The organism is Piscibacillus halophilus (assembly GCF_900110685.1).
Classification (GTDB): domain Bacteria; phylum Bacillota; class Bacilli; order Bacillales; family Alkalibacillaceae; genus Piscibacillus; species Piscibacillus halophilus.
Map to the genome: position 1 here is coordinate 41,279 of NZ_FOES01000003.1, position 24,074 is coordinate 65,352.

The window sequence follows — 24,074 nt, forward strand, 5'->3', positions numbered from 1 at the left end:
GTAGAAAATATGGATACACAGGAGGTGAGATACAATGGCACAGAACAACAACTCAAACCAATTAGTAGTACCAGGTGTTGCTCAAGCTTTAGACCAAATGAAAACTGAAATCGCACAAGAATTTGGTGTTCAGCTTGGCCCAGACACAACTTCACGCGCTAACGGTTCTGTTGGTGGTGAAATCACTAAACGTCTAGTACAAATGGCAGAACAACAATTAGGTGGAGCTAAGTAACACAGCGTCATTTGATAACCTCTAAAAAACAATCAAAGACGAAAATCACATGGCAGGTAAGAGCAAATCAATCAAACTCTTGCCTGCACCATAAACAAAGAGGGTCCTTGATGGCCCTCTTTTCTTTTGCCATCATAAACATGTAGATATTTATAAAGCCTAGTTAGTAGGTATAAAAAACGACCTTCCATCCAAGGAAGGCCCATTTGTATTTACTCATCATCAGGAGTTTCTCTATATGGAGTAAAAGGTTCGTCATTTGGTTTTATTTCATGAACCTCTTCAATTTGTGATCGATTATAGGTTGGTCTAACATAACCGCCAGCCAAGCCTTCATTTAACATACGATCCACATCTAAATCGTATTCGTTTCTGCTGTCTTTATCTCTTTTTCTTGATTTGGCCAAGCTTAACCCTCCCTTCACTTTATAGTTAGTTTGTACTTTGCAATGGACGTCAATACTGGTAAATAATCGTTATTCATGCTAAAAATATAGTGTTAACATTAAGCTACAAAGGGTGAGACAATGAACACAGGACTATTACTAATTTTTATGGTTTTAATCGGTGCCTTAATTGGTGGCATGACCAACTTTTTAGCGATAAAAATGCTGTTTAGACCTTATGAAGCAGTATATATTGGTAAATTTAAGTTGCCATTTACTCCTGGATTAATTCCAAAGCGCAGAGCAGAACTTGCTGAACAACTAGGACGAGTTGTGACAGACTATTTAGTCACCAGTGATGCGCTTGAACAAAAAGTTTTAGAGCCAGATTTTCAACAAAAAATATCGGTGATGATTAACCAACAAATTGATCAAATGATTGATCATGGTTATACTCTCCAAGATTTAATTTTGAAAATAAATCCAAACTTTAAGGCATCAGATTTAGAACAAGAATTAGAACAAACTTTTGAAAAGAAAATTAAACGAATTTATGAAAAGAATAAACATTTAACAATTAGTGAAGTTTTACCTAATGAATTACATGAAGTCATTGAATCGCAATTACCTGAGTTTACATCGTATGTTATTCAACAAATTGACCAATACTTAACAAGTGAAGAAGGGCAGAGGAAAATTTCTGAAAGTGCATCGAAGTTTTTACAGACTCAAGGTTTTTTAGGAAACATGGTGTCTTCATATTTAGGTGAAGATGGTTTAGCTGAAAAAATTACACCAGCTATTAAAATGTTTTTAAGCTCAAATGAAACTCATGAATCTATTCAAAAGCTACTCGAAAAAGAATGGATTAAATTTAAGGAAAAAGATTTGGAATCCATTAGAGAATTAGCTATCAATATTGATTTAGAAGAGAGGATTGCTCATTACATATCAAATGAACTTAACATTAAAAATTATCTAGAGCAGCCAATTGGGGAATTATTTGAAGATCAAATGGCTAAGCTGAAAGAAGAGTGGGTACCGAAAGTAGTCGAATTTGCATTTCAAAAGCTATCCTTACAAATGTCTACGTTACTCGAACAACTCAATCTATTTGATTTAGTTAAACAAGAAGTGGAAACGTTTGATGTTTCAAGAATAGAACGATTAGTGTTGGAGATTACGAAGCGAGAAATGAATATGATTACCTATCTAGGTGCGTTATTGGGTGGTTTCATTGGTTTAATTCAAGGTGTTTTAGTTTTGTTGATTACTTAAAATAGTGGTTTGCTGTAATAGAATTAAATGACTATACAGTGAGTTTAATCTTTGGTACAGTAGGAAAGTAATGAATTTTTAGGAGGTATATTGTGGCTAATATTTATGACTTAGCTTATGATCTTGAGAAAGGTTTACGCAATAGTGACGAATTTCAAGATTTAAAACAAGCATATGAAAAAGTAATGAACGATCCTCAAACGAAAAAAATGTTTGATGATTTCCGTGACACTCAACTAAATTTACAACAGAAACAAATGCAAGGACAAGAAATCACGGAAGAAGAAGTTAACAAAGCGAAACAAGTTGTAGAACTTGTTCAACAACAAGAAGATATTGCTAAGCTTATGGAAGAAGAACAGCGCTTAAATACGCTAATTTCTGACGTTAGCAAAATCATTACGAAACCATTAGAAGAACTATATGGTGAAGAAGAGCAGTAAGAACAAACCCGAGTCAAGCTGAATAAGCTAACTCGGGTTTAGTTTTATTTTTCAAGAAAGATTAATTTTGTTAATCATTTAAAGTTTTTCTCATCGGTGAAATAACAGTAGACGTGCATCTGGAGATACTAAACGATGAGTTGTATCTTTATAATCGTTTTCTTCAAGTTTTTGTGTCGCAATAGTCTTAGCTTCATCTTCGCTATTAGCTTCGATTTGTTCATCTAATAATGCTTCACCCTTATTTGAATATACGGTTAAAAAATATGTTTTCATCTTACATTCCTCCCACTCAATCTCTATCTTAACTATATGGATTTATTTGATTTTTGTAAATAGATAATGAATTATAAATTTTTTCTTAGAGAACATAACTAGAACGTGCGTTCGCACCCTGATTTTGATAAAATAAAGGTAACAGGAATTAATGGAGGAATAACATGTTAAAACCAGTTGTGCGTTTTTTACATAGTGCGGATTTACATTTGGATAGTCCATTAAAAGGGTTGAGCAATTTACCGAAGGCGATCTATGATGACTTAAGTAGAAGTACAATCAATGCTTTTCATAAAATGGTTGATGTCGCGATTAATGAAAAGGTTGATTTTGTCTTAATCATAGGAGACCTTTTTGATCAAGAATCCTCATCCATAAAATCTTCCCTTGAATTAAAAAAAGGTTTAGAACGCCTTAACTCCAATTTTATTAAAGCGTATATTAGCTTTGGAAATCACGATTATATGATGCAACAGAAAGCTAAGCTAAACTTTCCTGAAAATACATTTGTTTTCCCATCTAATGGTGTAATCAATACGACTTATGAAAAAGATGGACGAGTCTTAGCTGAGATTAGCGGTTTTAGTTATCAACAAAGGGCCGTTATAGAAAATATGGTTGAACAGTATCAGAAAACAACAGAAGCTCCTTATCATATTGCGACGTTACATGGAAGTTTAAAAACGAATCAGGAACATGACACATATGCTCCTTTTTTACTGGAAGATTTAAAGAGCGTGAATGCTGACTACTGGGCTTTAGGACATATACATAAACGTGAGATTCTTCATCAACAGCCATTAGTAGTGTATTCGGGTAATATACAAGGACGTCATATGAAAGAATCGGGAGAGAAAGGTTGTTATTTAGTTGAGTTAAATGGGCAAGAACCTCATATGTCCTTTCATCAATTACACGATGTCTTATTCAGTGAAGAAGAGGTTGCAATCGAGAATGTTAAAAGTCCTGAAGACATCGTGAACAAGCTAGAGCAATTTAAAGGTACGTTACGCAAAGAAAAACATAAAACAATTGTTCGCTTAACCGTTCACTTATCAGGATCTGATGATCTATCTATTGGTCCTGATTTCGTAGATGAAGTATTAGAAATTGTAAATGAAACCGAGGAAGAGGAGAATACGTGGATTTGGATTAATGAAATGAGATTGATGAAGCACCAACAGTATGATCGGGAAGAGTTAAAAGAATCGAATCCGTTTATAAACGAAATCCTCAAAACAATTGACCAGACAGAAGAGCTTGATGCCTATATCGATGAATTACAGCTCCATCCGTTATTTAAAAAATACACCAATATTGAAATGAACGATTTAAAAGATGAGATCAAGCAGGAAGCAGAAGATATCATTTTACGGAATTTGATGAAAGAGGGATGATCCAATGCGTATAAAAGAACTAGATATTGTGTCCTTCGGTAAATGGAATCGTAAAAAAATGCCCCTTTTTGATGAACTAAATTATTTTTATGGACCTAATGAAGCGGGGAAATCAACTATTAGAATGTTTATCATTTACATCTTATTTGGACTAAAAGCTGATGAGCGTGAACAATATATATCAAAAGTTGACGGCCAGTTAGGCGGACGCCTCGTCGTTGAAATCGAAAAGCAATTATACGTTTTCGAACGATTTTTACATAAACAAAAGGGGCAATTATCTGTAACAAAAGATGGGGAGGAATTAGAACGAGCCGATGTTAAAAGGTTATTGAAAGGGTTAAACCGCCCTTTATTTGAAGCGGTTTTTTCATTCGAGGACCGTGATTTACAAACCATTCGTCAATATAAAAGAGAAGATGTTGGTAAAGTTTTATTTAACTTAGGATTAACGGGTTCTGATCTTATTACTCAACTTGAATCTCAATTAATCAAAAACACGGATGAGATTTTCAAAAAACAAGGTAAAAAACCTCCTTTAAATGAAAAGTTATTGGAATTAAAGAAACTACAACAAGATATACAAGAGGCCGAACAAAAAGAATTTAAGCACCAACAGTTATATCAAGAGTTAGATCAACTTGATCAATCTCTCCAAAAGCTGAAGACCGATGAACAACGTTTAATGAATGAAATATCATATTTCGAAAAGCTAAAACAAGTGAAGTCGCCTATAATTAAATACCAGCTATTATTGGATGAAGTTCAATCACTATCAGATGTAAAAGATTTTCCGAAAGACGGATTAGAACAATTTAATGAATTACAGAAAGAAATTAAACTTCAAAATGAACAAATCAACAACTTAAATACGACGATTCAAAATATAGAGGACGATCTTTTAAAAGTTAGCAGCAAGAGTCAACTTAACAATTGGTCAATTTCACTGACGGAAGCACAACATCTCATACAAAAAATCACCAAACAACAAGATGAAGTTGAACGGTTAAAAGAACATTTAAAAGTGTTGGAACATGAATTTAAACAGGTTCAGGGTGATTTAGGGGTTGAGATGGAAATAAAGGATTTAAAAGGAATAACCGTGAACCATTATACTAATGAGAATTGGAAACGATTAGCTAGTCAATGGGATCAACTTAAAAACCATATTCAATCTTTAAAATTAAAAATTCAACATAAAAACGAAGATCTTGAAAGGCATCAGCATCAGAAACAAAGTATTGAACTACAAATGTTAAGCAATGCAGAAGAACACTCACTCCAAGAGCGATTTGATGATTTAAAACTAAATGAACAAAAACAATTGCTAGAAGAACAATATCGTAATCAAATGAAATCACAACAAAATACAATCAAAAAAGTCAATGGCTTTGTTTCTGTTTCCAAATGGATTCTCCCAATCATGATTTTGGTTGTCACTTATATGCTTATGTTTCGAGAAGGTTTAGACTTCTTAACTGTTTATGGAGGTCTCGCAGTAGGAGTCGTCTTATCAATTATTGTTTTTTATATTCTTCATCAACAACATAAAAATACGAGGCGCACAATTAAAAGGTTGAACTCAAAACCTAGTAATACAATGAATCATGAAGAGGAATTAAATGATCTTCGTCAACAATTAAATTTTCAACAAGATTTAAAACAACAGGTACAGCAAATGGATCATTACATTAAAGGAGTTAGAAGTCATTTAGAAGAGTTAGATAAGGAGCTTAATTATGCTCAAAAGCAATTTGGGTCAGTTGAACAAAGCATTGAAGAAGAAATTAACTCATTTCCATTTATGAAACGATTTGAATTATTTCATTGGCCAAATGTCTATGATCAGTTGCGTAAAGGTAAGGAAACCGCGACATCTTATATAAAAGTAAAAAAACAAATTCATGAACTAATGAAGTATATAGAAAACCATATTAAAGAGCTAATAACGATTGTCCATCTGTATGAGCCTGAAAAATATGTAGAAGACCCAAATTTAATTTGTAACATGGCTTTAAATTATGTTGAACAAGAAAAGTCTTGGCAGCATGAGATTAAACAGAAAAATGACTGGTTAAGTGAACAAAAAACTGAACGTCATAAGTTAGTAACTAAAAAAGAACAGAAAGACGATGAGTTAACTCAATTATTATCTTCTGTAGGGGTTTCTTCCGAAGAAGAGTTCAAACAGAAAGCCGACCGTCATCTAGAACTAATTGAAAAAAACAAGCACCTCAATGATTTATATGAAATGATTTTTGAAGTTTTTAATCAAGAAACGGAACTAGTTATTCATAAGAATTATGATTGGTTGGATATTGAATCACGTTTGAATGATATAACTCATAGGCTTAATGACCTTCGAGAAAACATTGAGGAAACCCGAAATCAGATATCCGAAACACAAGCTGAATTGAAGCAACTTGAGGAAAATGGTGTACTATCAGATTTAGTGCATCAAAAATCGATTCTTGAAGCGGAAATATTAAAGCTCGCTAAAGAATTTGCCATTATGAAAACAGCCTATGGATTTTTGAAAGACACAAAAAATCGATATCAAAATGTTTATTTACCTGGTATTATGAATAAAACGTCTGATTATTTCAGTAAATTGTCTGACGGTAGATATATGGAGTTAAAATTTAATGAAGATGAAACTATATTAGTTAAAACCACAGAAGGACAATGGTTTAACGTGCAACAGCTCTCAGAAGGAACGGCTGATCAATTATATATTGCTTTAAGATTTGCATTAAATGATTCGCTTAAAGATTATATAGATCTTCCGTTTATTTTAGATGATGCGTTTGTGCATTTTGATCAAAAACGCAAGAAGCAAGTTTTAGAAATCGTTAAAGATATATCAGACAAACAACAAGTTCTTTATTTAACTTGTCATCCAAGAGAGCAAGAATATATGAATGAAAGACCATTACAATTACACGTGAGTTAAAGGGGAGATGAGACATGAGTCAAGGGATTGCGAATGTATCTGTTGGGGAACAATTTGAAGGGTTTCTATTAATCAAGTCGGCGGATAAAGGTGTCGCAAGTAATGGTAAGCCTTTTTTAACGATTATTTTTAGAGATCGTTCAGGTGAAATTGACGCTAAGTTGTGGGAAGTTACAAAAGATGACGAAGAAGTATTTAAGCCTGAAAGTGTAGTGCACGTTCATGGAGAAATTAGGCAGTTTCGAGGAAAAGCACAACTCAATGTTCGACAAATTCGATTAGCTACTGCTGCTGATGGTATACAGCTTGAAGACTTTATGGAAAAGGCTCCTATACCAGTTGAAGAGATGCAAGAGTTTATGACTCAAATCATCTTTGAAATGCATAATCCAAATATTCAAAGAATTATTCGTTATTTTATAAAAAAATACGAAAATGAATTGTTCACTTACCCAGCTGCAACAAAGAACCATCATGAATATGCCGGAGGCCTCGCACACCATATAGTATCGATGCTGAAGTTAGGAAGACAATTAACTGAACTTTATCCTGACTTAAATCATGATCTGTTATATGCTGGAATCATCCTTCATGACATTGGAAAAGTGAAAGAGTTATCAAGTCCTATGTCTCCATCTTATACCGTACAAGGAAAATTATTAGGCCATATTACGATTATGGTTGATGAAGTGCAACAAGCTGCAAATGAACTTGGGATTGATGGAGAAGAAGTGATGTTACTTCAACATATGATTTTGTCCCACCACGGTAAAGCAGAGTGGGGGAGCCCAAAGCCTCCACAAATAAGAGAAGCAGAAGTACTACATTTAATTGATTTAGTAGATGCGAAAATGAATATGATGAATCGAGCACTAGAAAAAGTGAAACCGGGAGAGTTTTCTGAACGTATATATCCATTAGAGAATCGTTCTTTTTATAAGCCTGATATCGAATAGATTAATAGGGGGAGATGGGGTTAAATGAGTTTACAAGAGTTTGCTGATCAAATAAAGAAAGAAGTTGGTCGCGTCATTATTGGCCAAGGTGATTCAGTCGAATTGATTGCCAATGCTTTAGTTAATAAAGGACATATTTTGCTTGAAAGTGTTCCTGGAACTGGGAAAACCATGTTAGCTAAAAGTATTGCAAAATCAATTGAGGGAGATTTTAAACGTATTCAGTTTACACCTGATGTATTACCGTCAGATATTACAGGGATTCACTTTTTTAATCCAAAAGATCAAAAGTTCGAACTGAGAGTTGGACCTGTTGTGACCAACGTGTTGTTAGCAGATGAAATAAACCGTGCGACCCCAAGAACTCAATCAGCGTTATTAGAAGTCATGGAAGAGAAACAAGTAACAATCGATGGTACTACTGTACAGATCGATCAGCCGTTTATTGTTATGGCAACACAAAATCCTATCGAATCTCAGCAGGGTACCTTTGAATTACCAGAAGCACAGATGGACCGATTTTTCATGAAGATTAATATGGGTTACCCTTCATTTGAAGAAGAGCATCAAATCATGAAAACTTATAGATTATCAGAACCAATTGAAGAATTGTCGTCTTCTGTAACTAAAGAACAGTTGATTCAATATCAGCAAGAAGTGAAAAAAGTTTATTTAACAGAAGAAGTTGAGAAATATTTGCTATCGGTTATAAGAGCTACTCGTGATAGTGAATGGACGGATGTTGGTGTTAGTCCTAGAGGGACGTTAGCTTTAATGAAGGCTGTTCAAGCGAATGCTGCGATTTCAGGGAGAAATTATGTCATCCCAGAAGATGTTAAAAGGATGGCACCGTATGTACTCTCTCATCGTTTAGTACTAACTTTAGAAGCGTCAACCAAGAAATCACAACTAGAAGTAATGGAGGAGATTTTAAAATCGGTTGAAGTCCCGGTTGAAATTGGAGTCGAACGATGATGTTTAGAAAAAATATTCGAAGCTCTAACATATTTATATGGTTGACTATACCTGGTGGGATCTTTATATTATTTAGTTTTTTTCCTGCATTTGGAACGTTCCCTATATTAGCTTTTGTAGGTGGTTTACTCATATTTTTACATTTTTTTAGTCGATTCTATGAAAAACATGTTGATGATTATTTAACGATTGATAATCCAGATCATAAAGTAAGAAGTTATCCAGGTGATGAAGAACATATAAAGTTAGCGATTGCTCAAAAAGGTATTTTACCAATCATTAATGCGAAGTTAATGGTTACATATGATTTAGTTTTAGAATCTTCGTATGAAGGAATTAATAAAAATCGAAATAAAACGGTTGAAATACCTTTTACGTTATTAAGCTTTGAGAAAAAGGAAATCTCTCTTCCAGTTTTATCAAAACAAAGAGGAATAGGTAAAATTCGTGGCATCCATATCGTCGTTCCTAATTTATTGGGGTTCGGTGATATAGAGTTAATATTTAATCACTTCTATCGTCAGGAAATCATCATCTACCCTTCATTAAGAGAAGTTGAAGGGGTTCATTTACTAGAGGCTAGAAATAATGGGGACCAACAGGCAAAACATTCTATATATGAGCAGCCATTATTACAATACGGAACCAGACAGTATGTTAATGGGGATCCGTTTAACCGGATTCATTGGAAGGCGACTGCAAAACGTGATGAATTACAAACAAAGGTCGTAGAAAAAGTAAATCAATTATCTTGGTGCTTTGTCATTAATGTTAAGACAGAATATGGAGCTCCTATGATTCAACAAATTGAACGAGTACTTGAACATACTGCATATTTATGCCGCTTGGCGACACAGAAACAAATCCCCTATGAACTTTACATTAATGTACGAGGGTTTCAGGGAGTCCCATATCTTCACTTGCCACTAGGTAATGATCAAAAGCATCTAATGAATACGTTAGAATTATTAGCGAGAATTAATCCCTTAGATTTAACGGCTCCATATATCCAAGTATTAAAACACATTGATCAACAGAATAAACCACCTTATATCATTCATCTAGGAGAATTAGAGGATGAACATATATCAGTATTGAGTCGCTGGAAGCGTCAAGGAAGTTCAGTATATTACGTTGACGAAAATGATTATTCTGCAGAACTGATCCCTCTTACGAAGAAGGGAGGGGTTGAAACCCATGATTTATCAGGGTAAAGCCATCAAGATTTGGCAAAGAGTATTGGTAGAAACCATGACACTTTGGGTTATCATGTATTCACATAGCGTCCATAATCAGTATGAACCCAATACAATCGGATTCTTTTTATGGTTAATTTTTACTTTAGGTGGTTATTTCCTTCTTAACCGTTTATTAGGACAACAGTTAAAATTGATCCATTTCTTAGTCTTGGCAGTTCCGTTATTTCTAATTGCAATCATGCTTGGTTTTACGCTATTACAGGCAGCTGCATTAAGTGGTTTTATTATATGGCGAATCATTCGGCATGAGTATGATTCTTATTTGGAAACAGAAAGCCTGTTTATTGGGATTTCCGTCATAGTTGTATTTTTTACTTATTTTACAGGACATTATAATGGGCTAGAGAATTCAAATAGTATAGTGATTTTGCTGGTTATTCAACTTATTATCCTGATCATAGGTCGTTTATTACATAACTTAAACGCCGTTAAAGAATTACAGAATACGAGTAAAAAGATATGGACTGTAATAGGAGTATCGGCTATAACTTTAGGAGCAGCAGGTTTGGTGTTTGTGACCTTTCCTTTGATCCGGTCCGTTTATTACTTCGTAGTAAATAGTATTATTTCTGGATTTGTATTTCTACTAAGTCCTATATTGAATTATCTCGAAAATATCGAACCACCAGAGGGAGAAGGAGAAGTACAAGAATCGGATACCGATGGTGAAGGTCGTATGGAAGATCAATTTAGAGACCTTGAGAGTGAACCACTCATTACAAGTGAGCATATACTCATAGCGTTTATTATATTAGTGGCCATCATTGTCTTAATCATTCTGTTTAGAAATAAGAATAAGTTACTAAAGAATATATCATTTGTAAAAAGTCAAAACGATTTAGTCACAGAATCAGGGCGGACCAATGAGAGGAAAACTTGGAGGATTCATTCTTCCTCTAAGGCTCCTCATAATGATATTCGAAAAGCATTTTATAAATTAGAAAAATGGTCAAAGAAAAATGGAGTAGGTCGTTTTTTTGATGAGTCAATAGACGAATGGCTGTCTAGATACAATTTAAGTGAAATGATTGATGATGAGGCGGTCAAAATTTATCGTGATGTTAGGTACGGTCAATTTGAAATAGAGTCAGATCAAAAAAAGCGATATTATAAACAGCTTGATTCGATTAAGCAAACTTTAAAACAACATTATGTAAAAGAAAAATAAACAGCCTGGAGTTTTATTTACTCCAGGCTGATTTTTGGTTAAAACAGATCTTCGTAGTTTTCAAGTTTGATATCAACATTGGCTTCGTCTATTATATTTTGTACATTTTCGTTTAATGCTTGGTTATCAACTTGTGACATGGTTATCTCTTCTTTAATTTGATCTTTCATATCTTCAAAAGGTTCTAATTCTTCTTCTGATTCACGTTTATCATTCAGTAAGATAATATGGTATCCATATTGAGTTTCAACAGGCTCACTCACTTCCCCAACTTCAAGTGCATATGCAGCATCTTCAAACGGTTTAACCATTTGCCCTGTTGAGAAAAATCCTAAGTCTCCTCCGTCTTGTGCAGACCCGTCTGTAGAGTATTCACTCGCTAGTTCAGCAAAATCTTCACCATCGTTATATTTATCTAATACTTCTTGTGCTGTTTCTTCATCCTCAACTAAAATATGACTCGCATTTAGTTCAGTTTTCATTCGATCATATCGCTCTTGAACATCTTCCTCAGTTACTTCAATGTCTTGAGCCGCTAATTGATATTGCATTTTACTTAATAATAGTTCGTAACGGAATTCTTGTTCACTTTTAAAACCTTGTTGTTGTAAAGCCATGGCGAACTGTTGTTCATCCATGCCCTCTTTAATTTCAGCAATTTCATCGTCGATCTCATCTAACGTAACTTTATTTTCATCTTGAAGTTGATCATTAACTACTTTACGTGTCACCATATTTTTTAATACATCTTCACCATACATTTCCGCTAACTCATTATAAAACTCTTCCTTTGTAATGTTTCCTGCAGCTGTCTCAGCAATGACTTCTGAATCGTCTTCATCATTGCTACATGCTGCTAACACCATTAATATAACAGCTAGTCCGACTAATAATACTTTTTTCATCTGCGTATTCACCCCTAGATATGTAATATTCTTAAAATTAAATATACCATACTTCTTTCATTAAGTAACCATACATTTTACTTATATGCCTAGTCGGATTCAGGTCATATGTCATAGGATACTGTAGTTAAGTGACTAGGAGGTGAGATGTATGGGACACAAAGGTTATGGCGATGGTTTCGCGTTAATCGTAGTATTGTTCATATTATTAATCATTGTTGGTGCTACTTGGTACTAATAACAAAAAAAGGTTGTTCCTACCTTGGAACAACCTTTTTTTACATATACTATAAATAATTCACTTCATAATAAGATGAAATAAGCAAAATAAGCATTGAAACATTTATTGTTCTAAATACTTTGCTGCTTTTTTCTGAAGATAGTTCGGATTTTTCACAAAAACGTAGTGCTAGTGAATTAAATGCATATAAGACAAACAATGCAAAGGGTACGTAAACAAATAGCAAAGTATCGCCTCCTAATATATTACGGTGACTTGATCAGTATATCATAGTTTTCTTGTGATTTTTCTATAATACTATTGCGCGGGGCTTTGACAAAATAACCTAAAGCGATCAAATCTTGTAATGAAATCCCGATATTAAGTGCTAAACAAAGAATAATAATAGGGAAATACATAGGAAACCCTATTAAAGCTAACATTAGTGGCACTGTGATCTTCAAAGTTGGAGCTAGCATGGTTAGAATAGATGTCCTCTTTGATAAACTAGATTTCATTTGTATTCTTAAAATAGGAATATATTTATATTTAAAACCCCAACGAAAGTGGAATTCTTTATCTGTAAACATAATTGGAATTGCATGAGTAAGTTTATGCAATAAAGGTATTAGAATTAAACTACTTAACACAATATATATGCTAGGTGCTTTAATTGTAACACCTGAATAAATAATTGAAAATGGTACATACATAAATAAAAATGTTGTGAGTCCTAATAAGGTAGACAAAATGACTAACCTATTATAACCAAGCTCTTTCGACACGTTAATAGATTTCCAGCATGTCATAATAGGGCCTCCTTCATTGCAGTATTATTCTGTTGAAATCACTATTTCTTTTATAATAGCTCTCAACGAATAATACGCTGATTGAAGGAAAATTTCAACCCCTTTTTTAATAATTTTTTCTCGGTTTTTAAAAAAGGGCTTTAAGCACTACCATATCAGGCCTTGAGCCTATTGATTAAGATCTAGTTTCCTCACTTAAACTTTTTAATGAACGATCTAAAATTTCAAGATATTCATCTCCATATAAATGCTTCACAATAGATTCTAAATCTTGAAATTCTGGAAAACGTCCATAAATGCTTTTTAATGGTAGTGAAGCATTCATGACACTGTTTCGTTCTGAATCGTGAGCTTCCATCGTTTCTTCGAATAACTTAACTCCTTGATCCGTTAACTTCACATAAGTATTTCTCTTATCATCTTCTTTTTTTGAAAAAGTTAATAACCCTCTTTGTTCAAGTTTTTTTGAAAAGTTAAAAGCTGTTGATACGTGCATGACCCCGAACTTAGAAACTTCGGAAATGGTTGCTCCTTTAAGATGATAAGCGATCCATAGGACATGATGTTCATTGAGGTTTAAATCAAATGGTTTAACCCAATCTTGCCAATCTTTTTCAATGGCTTTCCATATGGCTTTAGTTAATTGAGCCATTTTATGTGAATATAGAATCGCTTCTTGTAAGGAATATGTTTCTTTATTATCCACCTAACCGACTCCTTGAAAGAAAATTATATGTTATTAATCTTAACATAATTTTCGAAAAAATAAGAGTTGGCAAAACGTTTATTGTTGCCAACTCTTAGTATTATTGGTCATATTGACTAATCTGTTTAAAAACTTCCTCTAAAGAACGGTGAAACTTAATGGCCTCCGACAATTTGTTAGTTAAAATATCGGAATCTGAATGAAGATCATTAACTTCATCCTGTATGGATTCTAAACTAGTAATTTGTAGTTCTAAAGCCTCGAGCCACCTCTTTACGTAAGTCTTCATAAATTTTTCATATAAATCTTTCTTAGCTTGATAGAGATCTTTACGAGCTCCTTTTATAAAAACTCGTTCAACTAAATTAAAATCTAATAATGTACGAATAGAATTACTCATGGCTGTTTTACTTTTTCCTAATGAGTCTTTCATATCATCTAGTGTCATTGGTTGATCATTGAGAAAGAGGATGACAAAGAGTTGCGATTCAGTTTTATTCAATGAGAACATTTCGAGTGTTTTGGAGAATTCAGATATCAACTGATTATTGATTTGCTCTTGTTTATCTTGATTCATGACTAGTGAAGTAGCCTCCTTTAAGAAGTCTAACTTTAACTCTACATTAAAACAGAAGTATTTCAACTTTACTAATTAGGAGTATAAACGAGTATTTTTAAGTAAATAAACCTATTTTTATTCTTAACTCTGTAAAGTTTGAACTTTACAGACTATATAAACGGATACAATTGTTTATAAAGTTTGAAAAAATGAAACAAAATCTTTATAGTTGAAAAGGTGATTTATTACACGATGATTACAAAGTATTACATACGTGTAGGATAAAAGTACGTCAAGAGAGGTGAAAAGTGTGCCAGTTATAAAGGTCAGTAATTTATCAAAAATTTTTGGTAAGAAAACCAAAGAGGCACAAAGATTATTAGATGAAGGATATTCTAAGGAAGAAATCCTTGAAAAAACAGGTTGTACCGTCGGGGTAAACCGTGCAAGTTTTGAAGTTGAAGAGGGCGAAGTATTCGTCATTATGGGTTTATCAGGTAGTGGTAAATCGACTCTTGTACGCTTACTCAATAGATTAATAGAACCTACAGAAGGGGACGTAGAAATTGACGGTGAGAACTTAGCAACGATGAACAAGGAAGATTTACGTAATATTCGTCGTCAAAAAATGAGTATGGTGTTTCAGAAGTTTGCTCTATTTCCATTCCGTACGGTTCTAGAGAATACGGAGTTTGGTTTAGAAGTACAAGGAGTTTCGAAAGAAGAACGTTCAGAAAAAGCTAGAGAAGCTTTGGAATTAGTTGGCTTAGGAAGCTTTGTTGATCAGTTGCCGAGTCAATTATCAGGTGGTATGCAGCAGCGTGTTGGATTAGCACGAGCTTTGGCTAATGATCCTGAAGTTTTATTAATGGACGAAGCTTTTTCAGCATTAGACCCATTAATTCGTAAAGATATGCAAGATGAATTATTAGATTTACAAGAAAAAATGCAGAAAACGATTATCTTTATTACACACGATTTAGATGAAGCTTTACGTATTGGTGATCGTATTGCATTAATGAAAGATGGCTCCATTGTTCAGATTGGATCGCCTGAAGAAATCTTAATTAATCCAGCTAACGATTACGTTGAGAAATTCGTTGAAGACGTGGATCGTTCCAAAGTTTTAACAGCTGAAAAGATTATGAAACGACCTGAAACGGTTAATATTGATAAACACGGCCCACGTGTGGCATTAGAGCGTATCCGTGAACAAGGTCTTTCTAGTATTTTTGTAACAGATCGTTCTCGTAATCTAAAAGGCTATGTGACTGCTGATGACGTGTCAGAAGCACGAAAACAAGGGAAAAGTGACCTTCGAGAGATCCTAAGAACCGATATGCCTAAGGTCGATAAAGAAACTTCTGTTCATGATTTATTTGATATTATTCATGATTCGCCGGTTCCAGTAACCGTAGTGGAAGATGGAAAATTACGTGGCATTATCGTCCGAGGCTCTATCATTGCAGCGTTGGCTAACGGAAGTGAGGTGGACGGAAATGATGCTTAGTATGACTAAGTTTACTTTACTAAGTTTTATAACATCGATGGAAGAGTTTTTTGGAAATACAATACCTGTTGCAGAAGGGGTTGACAGGTTTGTAGAATGGATTACTGAAACTTTTAATTGGTTTTTTGATCCAGTTAAGAACGACTTTGGAAATTTAATTGAAAATTTTGCAGAGTTATTAGCATCATTACCAGCAAGTATTGTTATTTTATTGGCTGTTGTATTGGCTTATTTCTTATCTGGTAGGAGATTTGCTTTACCAGTTTTTACATTGGTTGGCTTACTCTTTATATATAACCAACAACTATGGGAGCAACTGATGTTTACATTTACATTAGTGTTGGTTGCAAGTTTTATTTCAGTTATAGTAGGAATTCCGGTTGGTATTTTAATGTCTAAGAGTTCGTTGGCAGAAGCAATTATTAAGCCTATTTTAGACTTTATGCAGACGATGCCGGCATTTGTATACTTAATTCCAGCTGTAGTGTTCTTTGGAATTGGTATGGTTCCAGGCGTTTTTGCATCATTTATTTTTGCAACGCCACCTGTCGTGCGTTTTACCAACTTAGGTATACGACAAGTATCTAAGGAATTAGTGGAAGCTTCTGATGCATTTGGTGCGACTGGAAAACAAAAGTTATTTAAAGTCGAATTACCGATGGCGAAAACAACGATTATGGCAGGTATTAACCAAACTGTCATGCTTTCATTATCGATGGTCGTCATCGCATCGATGATCGGTGCACCTGGTTTAGGACGTGACGTATTATCTGCGTTACAACGTGCTCAGGAAGGTCCAGGTTTTGTTGCTGGTTTATCGATTGTAATTTTAGCGATTATTATTGATCGTATTACACAAAATTTAAACAAAGGCAAAGCATAGGGAATAACTCCATTATTGGAGTTTCCAATATAAATATTCTTAAAAAGGGGAGTCTTTAATATGTTGAAAATGTGGAAAACATTAGGATTAGTATCCATTTTATCTTTAGGATTACTACTTGCCGCTTGTGGTGATTCTGATGAAGGAAATGGAGATGAAGGTGGAGATTCACAAGTTGGTGATGGTGAATCAGTCGAATTGGTGTATGTTGAGTGGGACTCTGAAATTGCTTCAACACATGTTGTTGGAAAAGTATTAGAAGACTTAGGCTATGACGTATCGTTAACGCCATTAGATAACGCTGTTATGTGGGAATCCGTGGCAAATGGAGAAGCAGACGGTATGGTAGCAGCTTGGTTACCAGCTACACATGCGTCACAGTTTGAAGAGAATAAGGATAGTGTCGTTGATTTAGGAGAAAATCTTGAAGGCGCGAAAATTGGTTTAGTCGTTCCAGAATACATGGACATAAACTCTATTGAAGAATTACCAGATGTTGCTGATGAGTTAGGTCAAAAAATCACTGGTATTGAAGCAGGTGCAGGTGTTGTATCTTCAGCAGAAAATTCTATTGAAGATTATGGTTTAGATGGTTGGGAAGTACAGACTTCTTCAAGTGGTGCAATGGCAACTGCATTAGGAGAAGCAATCAACAATGAAGAGCCAATCGTTGTAACTGGTTGGACTCCACACTGGAAGTTCGCGGAGTATGATCTTAAATATCTAGAAGATCCAGAAGGTTCTTTTGGTGAAGCTGAGGTTATTAAAACAATGGTGCGTGAAGGTTTAGAAGAAGATCTACCTAACGTATACACAGTTTTAGATCAGTTCAACTGGGAAACTGAAGATATGGAAAGTGTTATGTTAGACATTCAAAACGGTGCTGATCCAGCAGATGCAGCAGCAACGTGGGTAGAAGAAAACGAAGATAAAGTTTCAGAGTGGACTGAAGGTGTAGAATAATTACATCTAGAATCTAAAAACTCGGTCGAATGTTGTTTCGACCGAGTTTTTTATTTATTCTAGTCGATTTGGCGAAAATAGAGCCTTTTTTAGCGAAACTAACAATGAAATTGGCGAGACTTTATTCAAGTTTGGCGATCCAAACAAGTAAGTTGGCGAAAGTTAATAAAAAAATAGCGAAACATCTTTCAATATTGGCGAAACTTCACGCTTCAGAATGAATATAACCTGTAGTGTAAAATTGGAAATCAAACATTAACTCGTTTCCTAATCGTATTTCTGATTTTGTGCTTTTTTCTTATATTAAAAAAACGTCCGTAAACATACGGACGTTTAACTATTCTTAGACATTATGTTTTGAATCATCTTTTAACTTATCTTCTAATTCTTTAATACTCTCTTCAATGTGCTTTAAATGTTCTTGTAAATTTTCTTGATGAGGCTCAATTGTTTCTTTCCAGCTTTCAATAGAAACCTTAATATCTTGTGATAAATCTTTAAGAAGCGCGGCACCTTCTTTTGATGTTTGAGTTAATTGATTTTTTAAATCTAAACCGTCTTCTCTAATTTGTTGAGCTATATCACGTAATCGTTCACTTTGGTCCTTAACTTTAGAACGTAATTCTTCGCCTGAACTAGGAGTAGTTAGAAGAGAAACAGAAGCTCCGACTACACTTCCGAACAAGACACCTAGTAATAATGATTTACCATTTGCCATCGTATCGACTCCTTTCATAGTTACTATTTATTATAACCTTTTTAAGCTTCAATGTTTAGACTGTTTTTTAAAGAGTCTAGAAGTGATTTGTAATTTTATTAGAGATTTCTTGTAGTTTTTCTGTTGACGATTCATTTGAGACTTTCCATTGTGATTTAAATCCATCGTTTTCATCATAACGTGGAATCACATGTATGTGATAATGAAAAACGCTTTGATCAGCGAATGAACCGTTATTATTCAATAAGTTCATCCCTTTAGGTTGATAAGCTGATTTAATAGCATTAGCGACTTTTGGTACTGCTTTAAATAGGTTCGAAGCGGTTTCATCATCGAGTTCAAAAATGTCTTGTTTATGATTTTTGGGAATAACTAATGTATGACCTTCTGTTACTTGGCTAATATCTAAGAAGGCATAAACATGCTCGTCTTCATAAATTTTAGCAGATGGGATTTCCCCGTCAATGATTTTGCAAAAGATACAATCTGACATTTAATAAGTCCTCCTTATGCATATTCTTACCATTATTTTAACGTAAGGTCATGTCGAATAACAGAAGAATACGTCATTTCTATTAAATCTATCCAATTTTTTGGTATGATAAACAGTAGTGATATAGATAGAAAAGAGGGATTACATGAGTGATTTGTTATCCATTGAAGGATTAGTGGGAGGTTATACTCAACAGAATGTTTTACATGGGATTTCCTTTGATGTCAAACAAGGTGAGGTAGTTGGTTTGATTGGACTTAATGGTGCTGGTAAAAGTACCACGATTAAACATATTATCGGTTTAATGAGTCCTAAACAAGGTACCATTAAAATAAACGGTCGTACCGTATCTGATGATTTAGAGAAATACCGTCGCGAATTTGCTTACATACCTGAGATGCCGATGTTGTATGAGGAATTAACGTTGGAAGAACATCTGAGGTTAACAGCGATGGCTTATGGAATTAGTGAGCAAACTTATAAAGAACGTACTCAGTTTCTTTTAAAAGAATTTAGATTAGATGAAAAACGCAAATGGTTTCCGGTCCATTTTTCAAAAGGAATGCGACAAAAAGTGATGATTATGTGTGCTTTTCTAGTTCGTCCTTCGTTATATATTGTTGATGAACCATTTGTTGGACTTGACCCTCTTGGAATTCAATCTTATTTAAATACGATGAATGACATGAAAGAGCAGGGTGCGGGTGTTTTAATGTCTACACATATTTTAGCCACGGCAGAAAAATATTGTGATCGATTTGTCATTTTACATCAAGGTAAGATCCGAGCTTTTGGTCCATTAAAAGATTTACAACAAGAATTTAACATGCCTAACGCTAGTTTAGATGATATATATGTACAACTAACAAAGGACGATGCGTAATGGATACAAATCAATTATGGAAAGAGCGTTTTGGTCATCATGTTAAGATGTTGAGTCGTTATTTACGTTTAATGTTCAATGACCATTTGGCGTTTGCGTTAATTTTTTTCGTAGCGGCAGGTGCTTATTTTTACCAAGAGTGGTTAGAGGGGGTTCCTGATACTTTTCCAGTCGATTGGATTATGGCAGTCGTATTGGGGTTATTATTAGCCCATAGCCCTGTTAGAACGTTTTTTAAAGAAGCGGATACCGTATTTTTATTAAGCGTTGAAAATCGATTGGGTCCATATATCCGAAATGGAGTGATTTATAGCTTAATCATCCAAGGATACTGGCTGGCGATCTTTTTATTTGTATTTACTCCTCTGTATTTAAAAATCTATAGTGGAACAGATGCTCAGTATTTACTCGTTATGCTCGGGGTTTTGATTGGAGTCAAAATCATTAACTTACTAGCGGTATGGTTTTTGGATAAGTCACGAGAACGTCGACTCCATTATTTCGATGTGATTGTCAGGGCGGCGATTAATATCATGCTAGTTTATTTCCTAGTAAACGGTGAATTATTATACGTCTTGATTGCGACAGCTCTTATTATTGGAGTGGCATTTTTAAATTATTGGAACATTTATCAAAAATACAGTCTGCCATGGGATGCATTAATTGAGAAAGAAGAAGCTAGACTGCAATTATTTTACCGTTTGGCAAACTTATCGACGGATGTGCCTGATTTAAAACGAAAACCTAAAAAACGGCATGGATTAGTTAATCTTGTGACCAAACCGATTAATCATGATCAATCCAATACTTATACTTATTTGTACTTCATCACGTTTATAAGAAGTGGTGACTATTTCGGGATGTATTTAAGGTTAATTGGGTTAACTATTTTCTTCATTTTCTGGGTGCCTTTATTTTGGGGTAAGCTTATTTTTGCGATCTTGTTCTTGTTTGTGACTGGATTTCAATTCATCACCATCTATAATCACCATAAAACATTAGATTGGATTCAGCTTTATCCAGTCGCTCAGCATGTACGAAAGAAGGCTGTCCATCAATTAATCTTTCTATTAATGCTAGCGAAGGTTGTAGTTGTATTTGTACTATTCATGTTTGCTAGTGATCTTGTAGACGCTATCATATATGCTGGGGTTGGGTTAGCTTTCACTCTACTTTTTGAAAACTTTTATGTAAAAGCACGAATAGAACGAATGAGTTAAAAGGAATGTGTATGCCAATTATAAGCGGGCATACACATTTTTCTTTATTGAAGAGGAATAGGAAAGTTGCAAATTAAAAGAGAAAACCTGCAAGTAAGGACCTGAAACTTACAAGTAAGAGTAGGGAACTTGCAAGTAAGATACAGGGACTCGCAAATAGAAGATAAAAATCTACAAATTGCTGAGGTCTTCCTGCAAATAAAAGTGAGAAATCTGCAAATAGACCAAGAACTGTAATCAAGCTTCATGTTATTTTAGTGCGTTAATGCGTTTACTAGGTGTCATTCACAAAACTAGATTCGAGTGTTAAAATCATCACGGCTTAGTTATTTGACAGGAGAGAGGGAAAGCAGAGATGGTAACAAGACATAATGGACGAGTCCCTATATGGCAACAATTGTTCTATATCATCATTGGATCAGCGATTGTAGCGTTATCATTTAATGGTTTTTTATTACCTAACTATATAGCTGCTGGTGGTGTGAGCGGGATTAGTACGATTACTGAATATCTTTTTAATTTAGAGCCCGCATATGTGATTTGGGGAGTTAATGTACCTGTTTTAATGTTGGCGTTTTTCTTAATTGGAAAAGGTTCAGCCTTACGCTCAGTAGCAGGTTCACTCGTTTTACCTTTTTTTGTATTTTTAACGCGAAATATTGAGCCGATCTCGGAAGAAGTTATATTAGCTTCCATCTTTGGCGGACTCGGTGTAGGAATTGGTTTAGGAATTGTATATTTAGGAGATGCTTCAACGGGTGGCACTTCATTAATAGCACAAATGATTTATAAGTATTCTAGTCTGTCTTTAGGGACAAGTTTAGCTATTATCGATGGGTTAATTGTTTTAACAGCGATTATTGTTTTTGATGTCGAATTAGGTTTGTTTGCCTTAATTGGGTTATTTATGACAAGTAAGTCTATTGATCTTGTTCAAACAGGCTTTAATCGAACAAAAGCAACACTTATTGTTTCTGGAAAACATCGAGAAGTCCAGCAGGCCATTTACGACAAAGTTGATCGTGGTGTTACACGTATATCAGCGCAAGGTGGTTTTACGGAACAGGATCGCCCAGTCCTAATGTGTGTGGTCAATCAAACAGAGATTAGTAAACTAAAACGAACGATTAAAGAAGCAGACCCAGAAGCTTTTGTCATTGTAATGGATTCATCAGAAGTGTTAGGTAGAGGGTTCTACCAAACAAGTTAAAGGTAAAATGTCTCTAAGTATCGAACCAGAGAACTAGACCATTTAAGTAGAAAGGATGTTTCGAATGATTGTTACAACGACTAATCTAAATTGATGGAAGAGAAATTGAAGAATATGTTGATTTAGTTTCTGGACAAACGATTATGGGGGCGAACGTTGTGAGAGACTTCATGGCCAGTATTACAGATGTGGTTGGTGGTCGAAGTGCTCAATATGAGAACAAGCTTAATCAAGGGAAAGAGTTGGCGATTAAGGAAATGAAAGAAGAAGCAGCTGAACGTGGCGCTAATGCTGTCGTTGGTGTCGATTTAGATTTTGAAACATTAAGAGATGGAATGATGATGATTGTAGCAAGTGGTACAGCAGTAATATTGAAATAAACCAAAACAATCCCAGTCAACTCAACTGGGATTGTTTCATGCTGATTTAGCTTTCCTGATATTTTTTATAACCATGAACGAGAGCTTTAGCTGCGATTGGTAAAGCTTCTTCATTAATATCAAATTTAGGGTGATGGTGCGGATAATCATGACCCTCTATTTTTGCACCAGTGAAGAAAAACGTCCCCGGGCGTTCTTCTAAATAATAAGCAAAATCTTCTCCTCCCATGACAGGTGGAACTTCATTCACTTGATTAACACCAGGAATATCTTTTCCTTCATTTAAGTAATATTCCGTTTCCGCTGGATGGTTAATGACAGGCGGGTATCCCTTAACATAGTCAAGCTCGTATTCTGCATCATAACTTTCAGAAATTCCCTTTAAAACTTTATGCATTTCATCAATAATTTGATCTTGAACGTTTTTATCTAAATAACGAACGGTACCTTGTAATCTTGCTGTATCTGGAATAACATTAAATGCTTCGCCAGCTTCGATTACCCCAATAGTTAGGACAGCAGATTGAAGTGGATCAAGTCGGCGACTTACAACCTGTTGCAACTCAACAATTGCTTGACCAGTCATAACAACGGGGTCCTTTGTTTGGTGAGGCATGGCGCCATGTCCGCCTTTTCCTTTAAACGTGATTTCAAAACGGTCAGCACCAGCCATAAACGCGCCATTCGTGGTTTCTATTGTATGGACTGGGGTTGTTGCCCAAAGGTGAGTACCAAAAACAGCATCAACACCTTCTAAAGCACCATCTTCAATCATTGGTTTAGCGCCACCAGGAGCATATTCTTCTGCTGGTTGATGTAAAAATACCATGGTACCTTCTAATTCATCTTTAAAAGGAAGAACAGCTTCAGCGACTGCAAGAAGACTTGCTGTATGACCATCATGACCACATGCGTGCATGACTCCGTCTACTTTAGATTTATATGGAACATCATTTTCTTCTTGGATAGGAAGGGCATCGAAATCAGCTCTTAAGGCAACGGTTTTACCCGGCTTTCCTCCAACAATTTTTGCTATGACTCCATAACCACCAATATTTTTTTGATAAGGAATTTCTAATTCATCGTATCGATTACAAATATATTTAGATGTTTCTTTTTCTTCAAAAGATAGCTCAGGATGTTGGTGTAGATAACGTCGATCTTCTACCATCCGATTATAGAGCGCATCAATTTTTTCGTATATTTGCTCCCACATAATATATGACCTCCTATTCCCTTAATTAAATAGAGTATATCAGAAATGTATGAATATGATAATTAATCAAACT

The 24,074-nt window shown here is 34.7% G+C and carries 25 protein-coding genes and 1 pseudogene; 17 read left to right on the plus strand and 9 right to left on the minus strand.

Annotated elements, in window-relative coordinates; genetic code table 11:
• The first annotated feature begins 34 nt into the window (after positions 1–34).
• Complete coding sequence (locus tag BMY57_RS02530; protein ID WP_054754960.1) at positions 35–235, plus strand: alpha/beta-type small acid-soluble spore protein; 201 nt, start codon at positions 35–37, stop codon at positions 233–235.
• A 212-nt stretch (positions 236–447) separates the two neighbouring features.
• Here the strand turns inward: BMY57_RS02530 and BMY57_RS02535 are convergent, their stop codons facing one another.
• The gene (locus BMY57_RS02535; protein ID WP_091772457.1) at positions 448–642 is read right to left on the minus strand and encodes a hypothetical protein; all 195 of its coding nucleotides are present in this window, start codon (positions 640–642) and stop codon (positions 448–450) included.
• A 120-nt stretch (positions 643–762) separates the two neighbouring features.
• On the opposite strand from BMY57_RS02535, the gene BMY57_RS02540 reads away from it, so the two are divergent.
• Both BMY57_RS02540 and BMY57_RS02545 read left to right on the plus strand, forming a co-directional pair.
• Positions 763–1,899 carry a DUF445 domain-containing protein gene (locus BMY57_RS02540; RefSeq protein WP_091772458.1) on the plus strand — a complete coding sequence of 379 codons (1,137 nt, stop codon included), beginning with the start codon at positions 763–765 and terminating at the stop codon, positions 1,897–1,899.
• 92 nt (positions 1,900–1,991) lie between these two features.
• Entirely contained in the window at positions 1,992–2,342 is a 351-nt protein-coding gene (locus BMY57_RS02545; RefSeq protein WP_091772459.1) for a YlbF/YmcA family competence regulator, read from the plus strand.
• Positions 2,343–2,432: 90 nt separating this feature from the next.
• On the opposite strand, the gene BMY57_RS02550 is transcribed toward BMY57_RS02545, so the two are convergent.
• Entirely contained in the window at positions 2,433–2,618 is a 186-nt protein-coding gene (locus tag BMY57_RS02550) for a YhzD family protein (protein ID WP_091772460.1), read from the minus strand.
• Positions 2,619–2,782: 164 nt separating this feature from the next.
• Between BMY57_RS02550 and BMY57_RS02555 the strand changes: the two genes are divergently transcribed.
• From BMY57_RS02555 to BMY57_RS02580, 6 genes are read left to right on the plus strand one after another with little or no spacing between them, the layout of a single operon-like run.
• Positions 2,783–4,015 carry a metallophosphoesterase family protein gene (locus BMY57_RS02555; RefSeq protein WP_091772461.1) on the plus strand — a complete coding sequence of 411 codons (1,233 nt, stop codon included), beginning with the start codon at positions 2,783–2,785 and terminating at the stop codon, positions 4,013–4,015.
• 4 nt (positions 4,016–4,019) lie between these two features.
• A complete protein-coding gene (locus tag BMY57_RS02560) occupies positions 4,020–6,968 on the plus strand; it encodes an ATP-binding protein (protein ID WP_091772462.1) in 2,949 nt (982 codons plus the stop codon).
• A gap of 14 nt (positions 6,969–6,982) precedes the next feature.
• Positions 6,983–7,924, plus strand: a complete 942-nt coding sequence (gene yhaM / locus BMY57_RS02565; RefSeq protein ID WP_091772463.1) for a 3'-5' exoribonuclease YhaM — start codon at positions 6,983–6,985, stop codon at positions 7,922–7,924.
• A 24-nt stretch (positions 7,925–7,948) separates the two neighbouring features.
• Entirely contained in the window at positions 7,949–8,899 is a 951-nt protein-coding gene (locus BMY57_RS02570) for an AAA family ATPase (protein WP_091772464.1), read from the plus strand.
• Positions 8,896–10,113: a DUF58 domain-containing protein gene (locus tag BMY57_RS02575; RefSeq protein ID WP_091772465.1), complete on the plus strand. Its 1,218-nt coding sequence runs from the start codon at positions 8,896–8,898 to the stop codon at positions 10,111–10,113. Before BMY57_RS02570 ends, BMY57_RS02575 begins: the two co-directional genes overlap by 4 nt.
• Positions 10,097–11,326 carry a hypothetical protein gene (locus BMY57_RS02580; RefSeq protein ID WP_091772466.1) on the plus strand — a complete coding sequence of 410 codons (1,230 nt, stop codon included), beginning with the start codon at positions 10,097–10,099 and terminating at the stop codon, positions 11,324–11,326. The genes BMY57_RS02575 and BMY57_RS02580 overlap by 17 nt, the downstream gene beginning before the upstream one ends.
• A gap of 38 nt (positions 11,327–11,364) precedes the next feature.
• Here the strand turns inward: BMY57_RS02580 and BMY57_RS02585 are convergent, their stop codons facing one another.
• Complete coding sequence (locus BMY57_RS02585; RefSeq protein WP_091772467.1) at positions 11,365–12,231, minus strand: peptidylprolyl isomerase; 867 nt, start codon at positions 12,229–12,231, stop codon at positions 11,365–11,367.
• Between the two features lie 151 nt (positions 12,232–12,382).
• Here BMY57_RS02585 and BMY57_RS02590 point away from each other — a divergent pair, with 151 nt between their 5' ends.
• The gene (locus BMY57_RS02590; RefSeq protein WP_091772468.1) at positions 12,383–12,469 is read left to right on the plus strand and encodes a YjcZ family sporulation protein; all 87 of its coding nucleotides are present in this window, start codon (positions 12,383–12,385) and stop codon (positions 12,467–12,469) included.
• A 248-nt stretch (positions 12,470–12,717) separates the two neighbouring features.
• Here the strand turns inward: BMY57_RS02590 and BMY57_RS02600 are convergent, their stop codons facing one another.
• The 3 genes from BMY57_RS02600 to BMY57_RS02610 form a co-directional block, all read right to left on the minus strand.
• The gene (locus BMY57_RS02600) at positions 12,718–13,260 is read right to left on the minus strand and encodes a DUF3267 domain-containing protein (RefSeq protein WP_091772470.1); all 543 of its coding nucleotides are present in this window, start codon (positions 13,258–13,260) and stop codon (positions 12,718–12,720) included.
• 175 nt (positions 13,261–13,435) lie between these two features.
• Positions 13,436–13,966 carry an HTH-type transcriptional regulator Hpr gene (locus tag BMY57_RS02605; protein ID WP_091772471.1) on the minus strand — a complete coding sequence of 177 codons (531 nt, stop codon included), beginning with the start codon at positions 13,964–13,966 and terminating at the stop codon, positions 13,436–13,438.
• 100 nt (positions 13,967–14,066) lie between these two features.
• Positions 14,067–14,543: a GbsR/MarR family transcriptional regulator gene (locus BMY57_RS02610; protein WP_246247608.1), complete on the minus strand. Its 477-nt coding sequence runs from the start codon at positions 14,541–14,543 to the stop codon at positions 14,067–14,069.
• Between the two features lie 292 nt (positions 14,544–14,835).
• On the opposite strand from BMY57_RS02610, the gene BMY57_RS02615 reads away from it, so the two are divergent.
• From BMY57_RS02615 to BMY57_RS02625, 3 genes are read left to right on the plus strand one after another with little or no spacing between them, the layout of a single operon-like run.
• Positions 14,836–16,035: a quaternary amine ABC transporter ATP-binding protein gene (locus tag BMY57_RS02615; protein ID WP_091772472.1), complete on the plus strand. Its 1,200-nt coding sequence runs from the start codon at positions 14,836–14,838 to the stop codon at positions 16,033–16,035.
• A 37-nt stretch (positions 16,036–16,072) separates the two neighbouring features.
• Positions 16,073–16,918 carry an ABC transporter permease gene (locus tag BMY57_RS02620; RefSeq protein ID WP_091772590.1) on the plus strand — a complete coding sequence of 282 codons (846 nt, stop codon included), beginning with the start codon at positions 16,073–16,075 and terminating at the stop codon, positions 16,916–16,918.
• 60 nt (positions 16,919–16,978) lie between these two features.
• Positions 16,979–17,881: a glycine betaine ABC transporter substrate-binding protein gene (locus BMY57_RS02625; protein WP_091772473.1), complete on the plus strand. Its 903-nt coding sequence runs from the start codon at positions 16,979–16,981 to the stop codon at positions 17,879–17,881.
• A gap of 343 nt (positions 17,882–18,224) precedes the next feature.
• On the opposite strand, the gene BMY57_RS02630 is transcribed toward BMY57_RS02625, so the two are convergent.
• On the minus strand, positions 18,225–18,599 hold the full coding sequence (locus tag BMY57_RS02630; RefSeq protein ID WP_091772474.1) for a YtxH domain-containing protein: 375 nt from the start codon (positions 18,597–18,599) through the stop codon (positions 18,225–18,227).
• A gap of 76 nt (positions 18,600–18,675) precedes the next feature.
• Entirely contained in the window at positions 18,676–19,092 is a 417-nt protein-coding gene (locus tag BMY57_RS02635; RefSeq protein WP_091772475.1) for an HIT family protein, read from the minus strand.
• A 145-nt stretch (positions 19,093–19,237) separates the two neighbouring features.
• Here BMY57_RS02635 and BMY57_RS02640 point away from each other — a divergent pair, with 145 nt between their 5' ends.
• The 4 genes and pseudogenes from BMY57_RS02640 (at position 19,238) to BMY57_RS02655 (ending at position 22,785) form a co-directional block, all read left to right on the plus strand.
• A complete protein-coding gene (locus BMY57_RS02640; RefSeq protein WP_091772476.1) occupies positions 19,238–19,975 on the plus strand; it encodes an ABC transporter ATP-binding protein in 738 nt (245 codons plus the stop codon).
• Positions 19,975–21,195 (plus strand): ABC transporter permease, encoded by a 1,221-nt coding sequence (locus BMY57_RS02645; protein ID WP_091772477.1) that lies wholly within the window; start codon positions 19,975–19,977, stop codon positions 21,193–21,195. The genes BMY57_RS02640 and BMY57_RS02645 overlap by 1 nt, the downstream gene beginning before the upstream one ends.
• A 355-nt stretch (positions 21,196–21,550) precedes the next feature.
• Complete coding sequence (locus BMY57_RS02650; RefSeq protein ID WP_091772478.1) at positions 21,551–22,405, plus strand: YitT family protein; 855 nt, start codon at positions 21,551–21,553, stop codon at positions 22,403–22,405.
• A gap of 64 nt (positions 22,406–22,469) precedes the next feature.
• Positions 22,470–22,785 (plus strand): annotated as a pseudogene (locus tag BMY57_RS02655) (YbjQ family protein).
• Between the two features lie 46 nt (positions 22,786–22,831).
• On the opposite strand, the gene BMY57_RS02660 reads toward BMY57_RS02655, so the two are convergent.
• Complete coding sequence (locus tag BMY57_RS02660) at positions 22,832–24,001, minus strand: M20 family metallopeptidase (RefSeq protein ID WP_091772479.1); 1,170 nt, start codon at positions 23,999–24,001, stop codon at positions 22,832–22,834.
• Positions 24,002–24,074 lie beyond the last annotated feature (73 nt).

Coding starts and splice junctions, on each gene's coding strand:
- BMY57_RS02580 (WP_091772466.1), top strand. CDS start 10,097: ATGATTTATCAGGGTAAAGCCATCAAGATTTGGCAAAGAGTATTGGTA.
- BMY57_RS02530 (WP_054754960.1), top strand. CDS start 35: ATGGCACAGAACAACAACTCAAACCAATTAGTAGTACCAGGTGTTGCT.
- BMY57_RS02550 (WP_091772460.1), bottom strand. CDS start 2,618: ATGAAAACATATTTTTTAACCGTATATTCAAATAAGGGTGAAGCATTA.
- BMY57_RS02640 (WP_091772476.1), top strand. CDS start 19,238: ATGAGTGATTTGTTATCCATTGAAGGATTAGTGGGAGGTTATACTCAA.
- BMY57_RS02560 (WP_091772462.1), top strand. CDS start 4,020: ATGCGTATAAAAGAACTAGATATTGTGTCCTTCGGTAAATGGAATCGT.
- BMY57_RS02660 (WP_091772479.1), bottom strand. CDS start 24,001: ATGTGGGAGCAAATATACGAAAAAATTGATGCGCTCTATAATCGGATG.
- BMY57_RS02630 (WP_091772474.1), bottom strand. CDS start 18,599: ATGGCAAATGGTAAATCATTATTACTAGGTGTCTTGTTCGGAAGTGTA.
- BMY57_RS02555 (WP_091772461.1), top strand. CDS start 2,783: ATGTTAAAACCAGTTGTGCGTTTTTTACATAGTGCGGATTTACATTTG.
- BMY57_RS02540 (WP_091772458.1), top strand. CDS start 763: ATGAACACAGGACTATTACTAATTTTTATGGTTTTAATCGGTGCCTTA.
- BMY57_RS02650 (WP_091772478.1), top strand. CDS start 21,551: ATGGTAACAAGACATAATGGACGAGTCCCTATATGGCAACAATTGTTC.
- BMY57_RS02635 (WP_091772475.1), bottom strand. CDS start 19,092: ATGTCAGATTGTATCTTTTGCAAAATCATTGACGGGGAAATCCCATCT.
- BMY57_RS02645 (WP_091772477.1), top strand. CDS start 19,975: ATGGATACAAATCAATTATGGAAAGAGCGTTTTGGTCATCATGTTAAG.
- BMY57_RS02570 (WP_091772464.1), top strand. CDS start 7,949: ATGAGTTTACAAGAGTTTGCTGATCAAATAAAGAAAGAAGTTGGTCGC.
- BMY57_RS02590 (WP_091772468.1), top strand. CDS start 12,383: ATGGGACACAAAGGTTATGGCGATGGTTTCGCGTTAATCGTAGTATTG.
- BMY57_RS02625 (WP_091772473.1), top strand. CDS start 16,979: ATGTTGAAAATGTGGAAAACATTAGGATTAGTATCCATTTTATCTTTA.
- BMY57_RS02575 (WP_091772465.1), top strand. CDS start 8,896: ATGATGTTTAGAAAAAATATTCGAAGCTCTAACATATTTATATGGTTG.
- BMY57_RS02585 (WP_091772467.1), bottom strand. CDS start 12,231: ATGAAAAAAGTATTATTAGTCGGACTAGCTGTTATATTAATGGTGTTA.
- BMY57_RS02610 (WP_246247608.1), bottom strand. CDS start 14,543: ATGAATCAAGATAAACAAGAGCAAATCAATAATCAGTTGATATCTGAA.
- BMY57_RS02620 (WP_091772590.1), top strand. CDS start 16,073: ATGGAAGAGTTTTTTGGAAATACAATACCTGTTGCAGAAGGGGTTGAC.
- BMY57_RS02600 (WP_091772470.1), bottom strand. CDS start 13,260: ATGACATGCTGGAAATCTATTAACGTGTCGAAAGAGCTTGGTTATAAT.
- yhaM (WP_091772463.1), top strand. CDS start 6,983: ATGAGTCAAGGGATTGCGAATGTATCTGTTGGGGAACAATTTGAAGGG.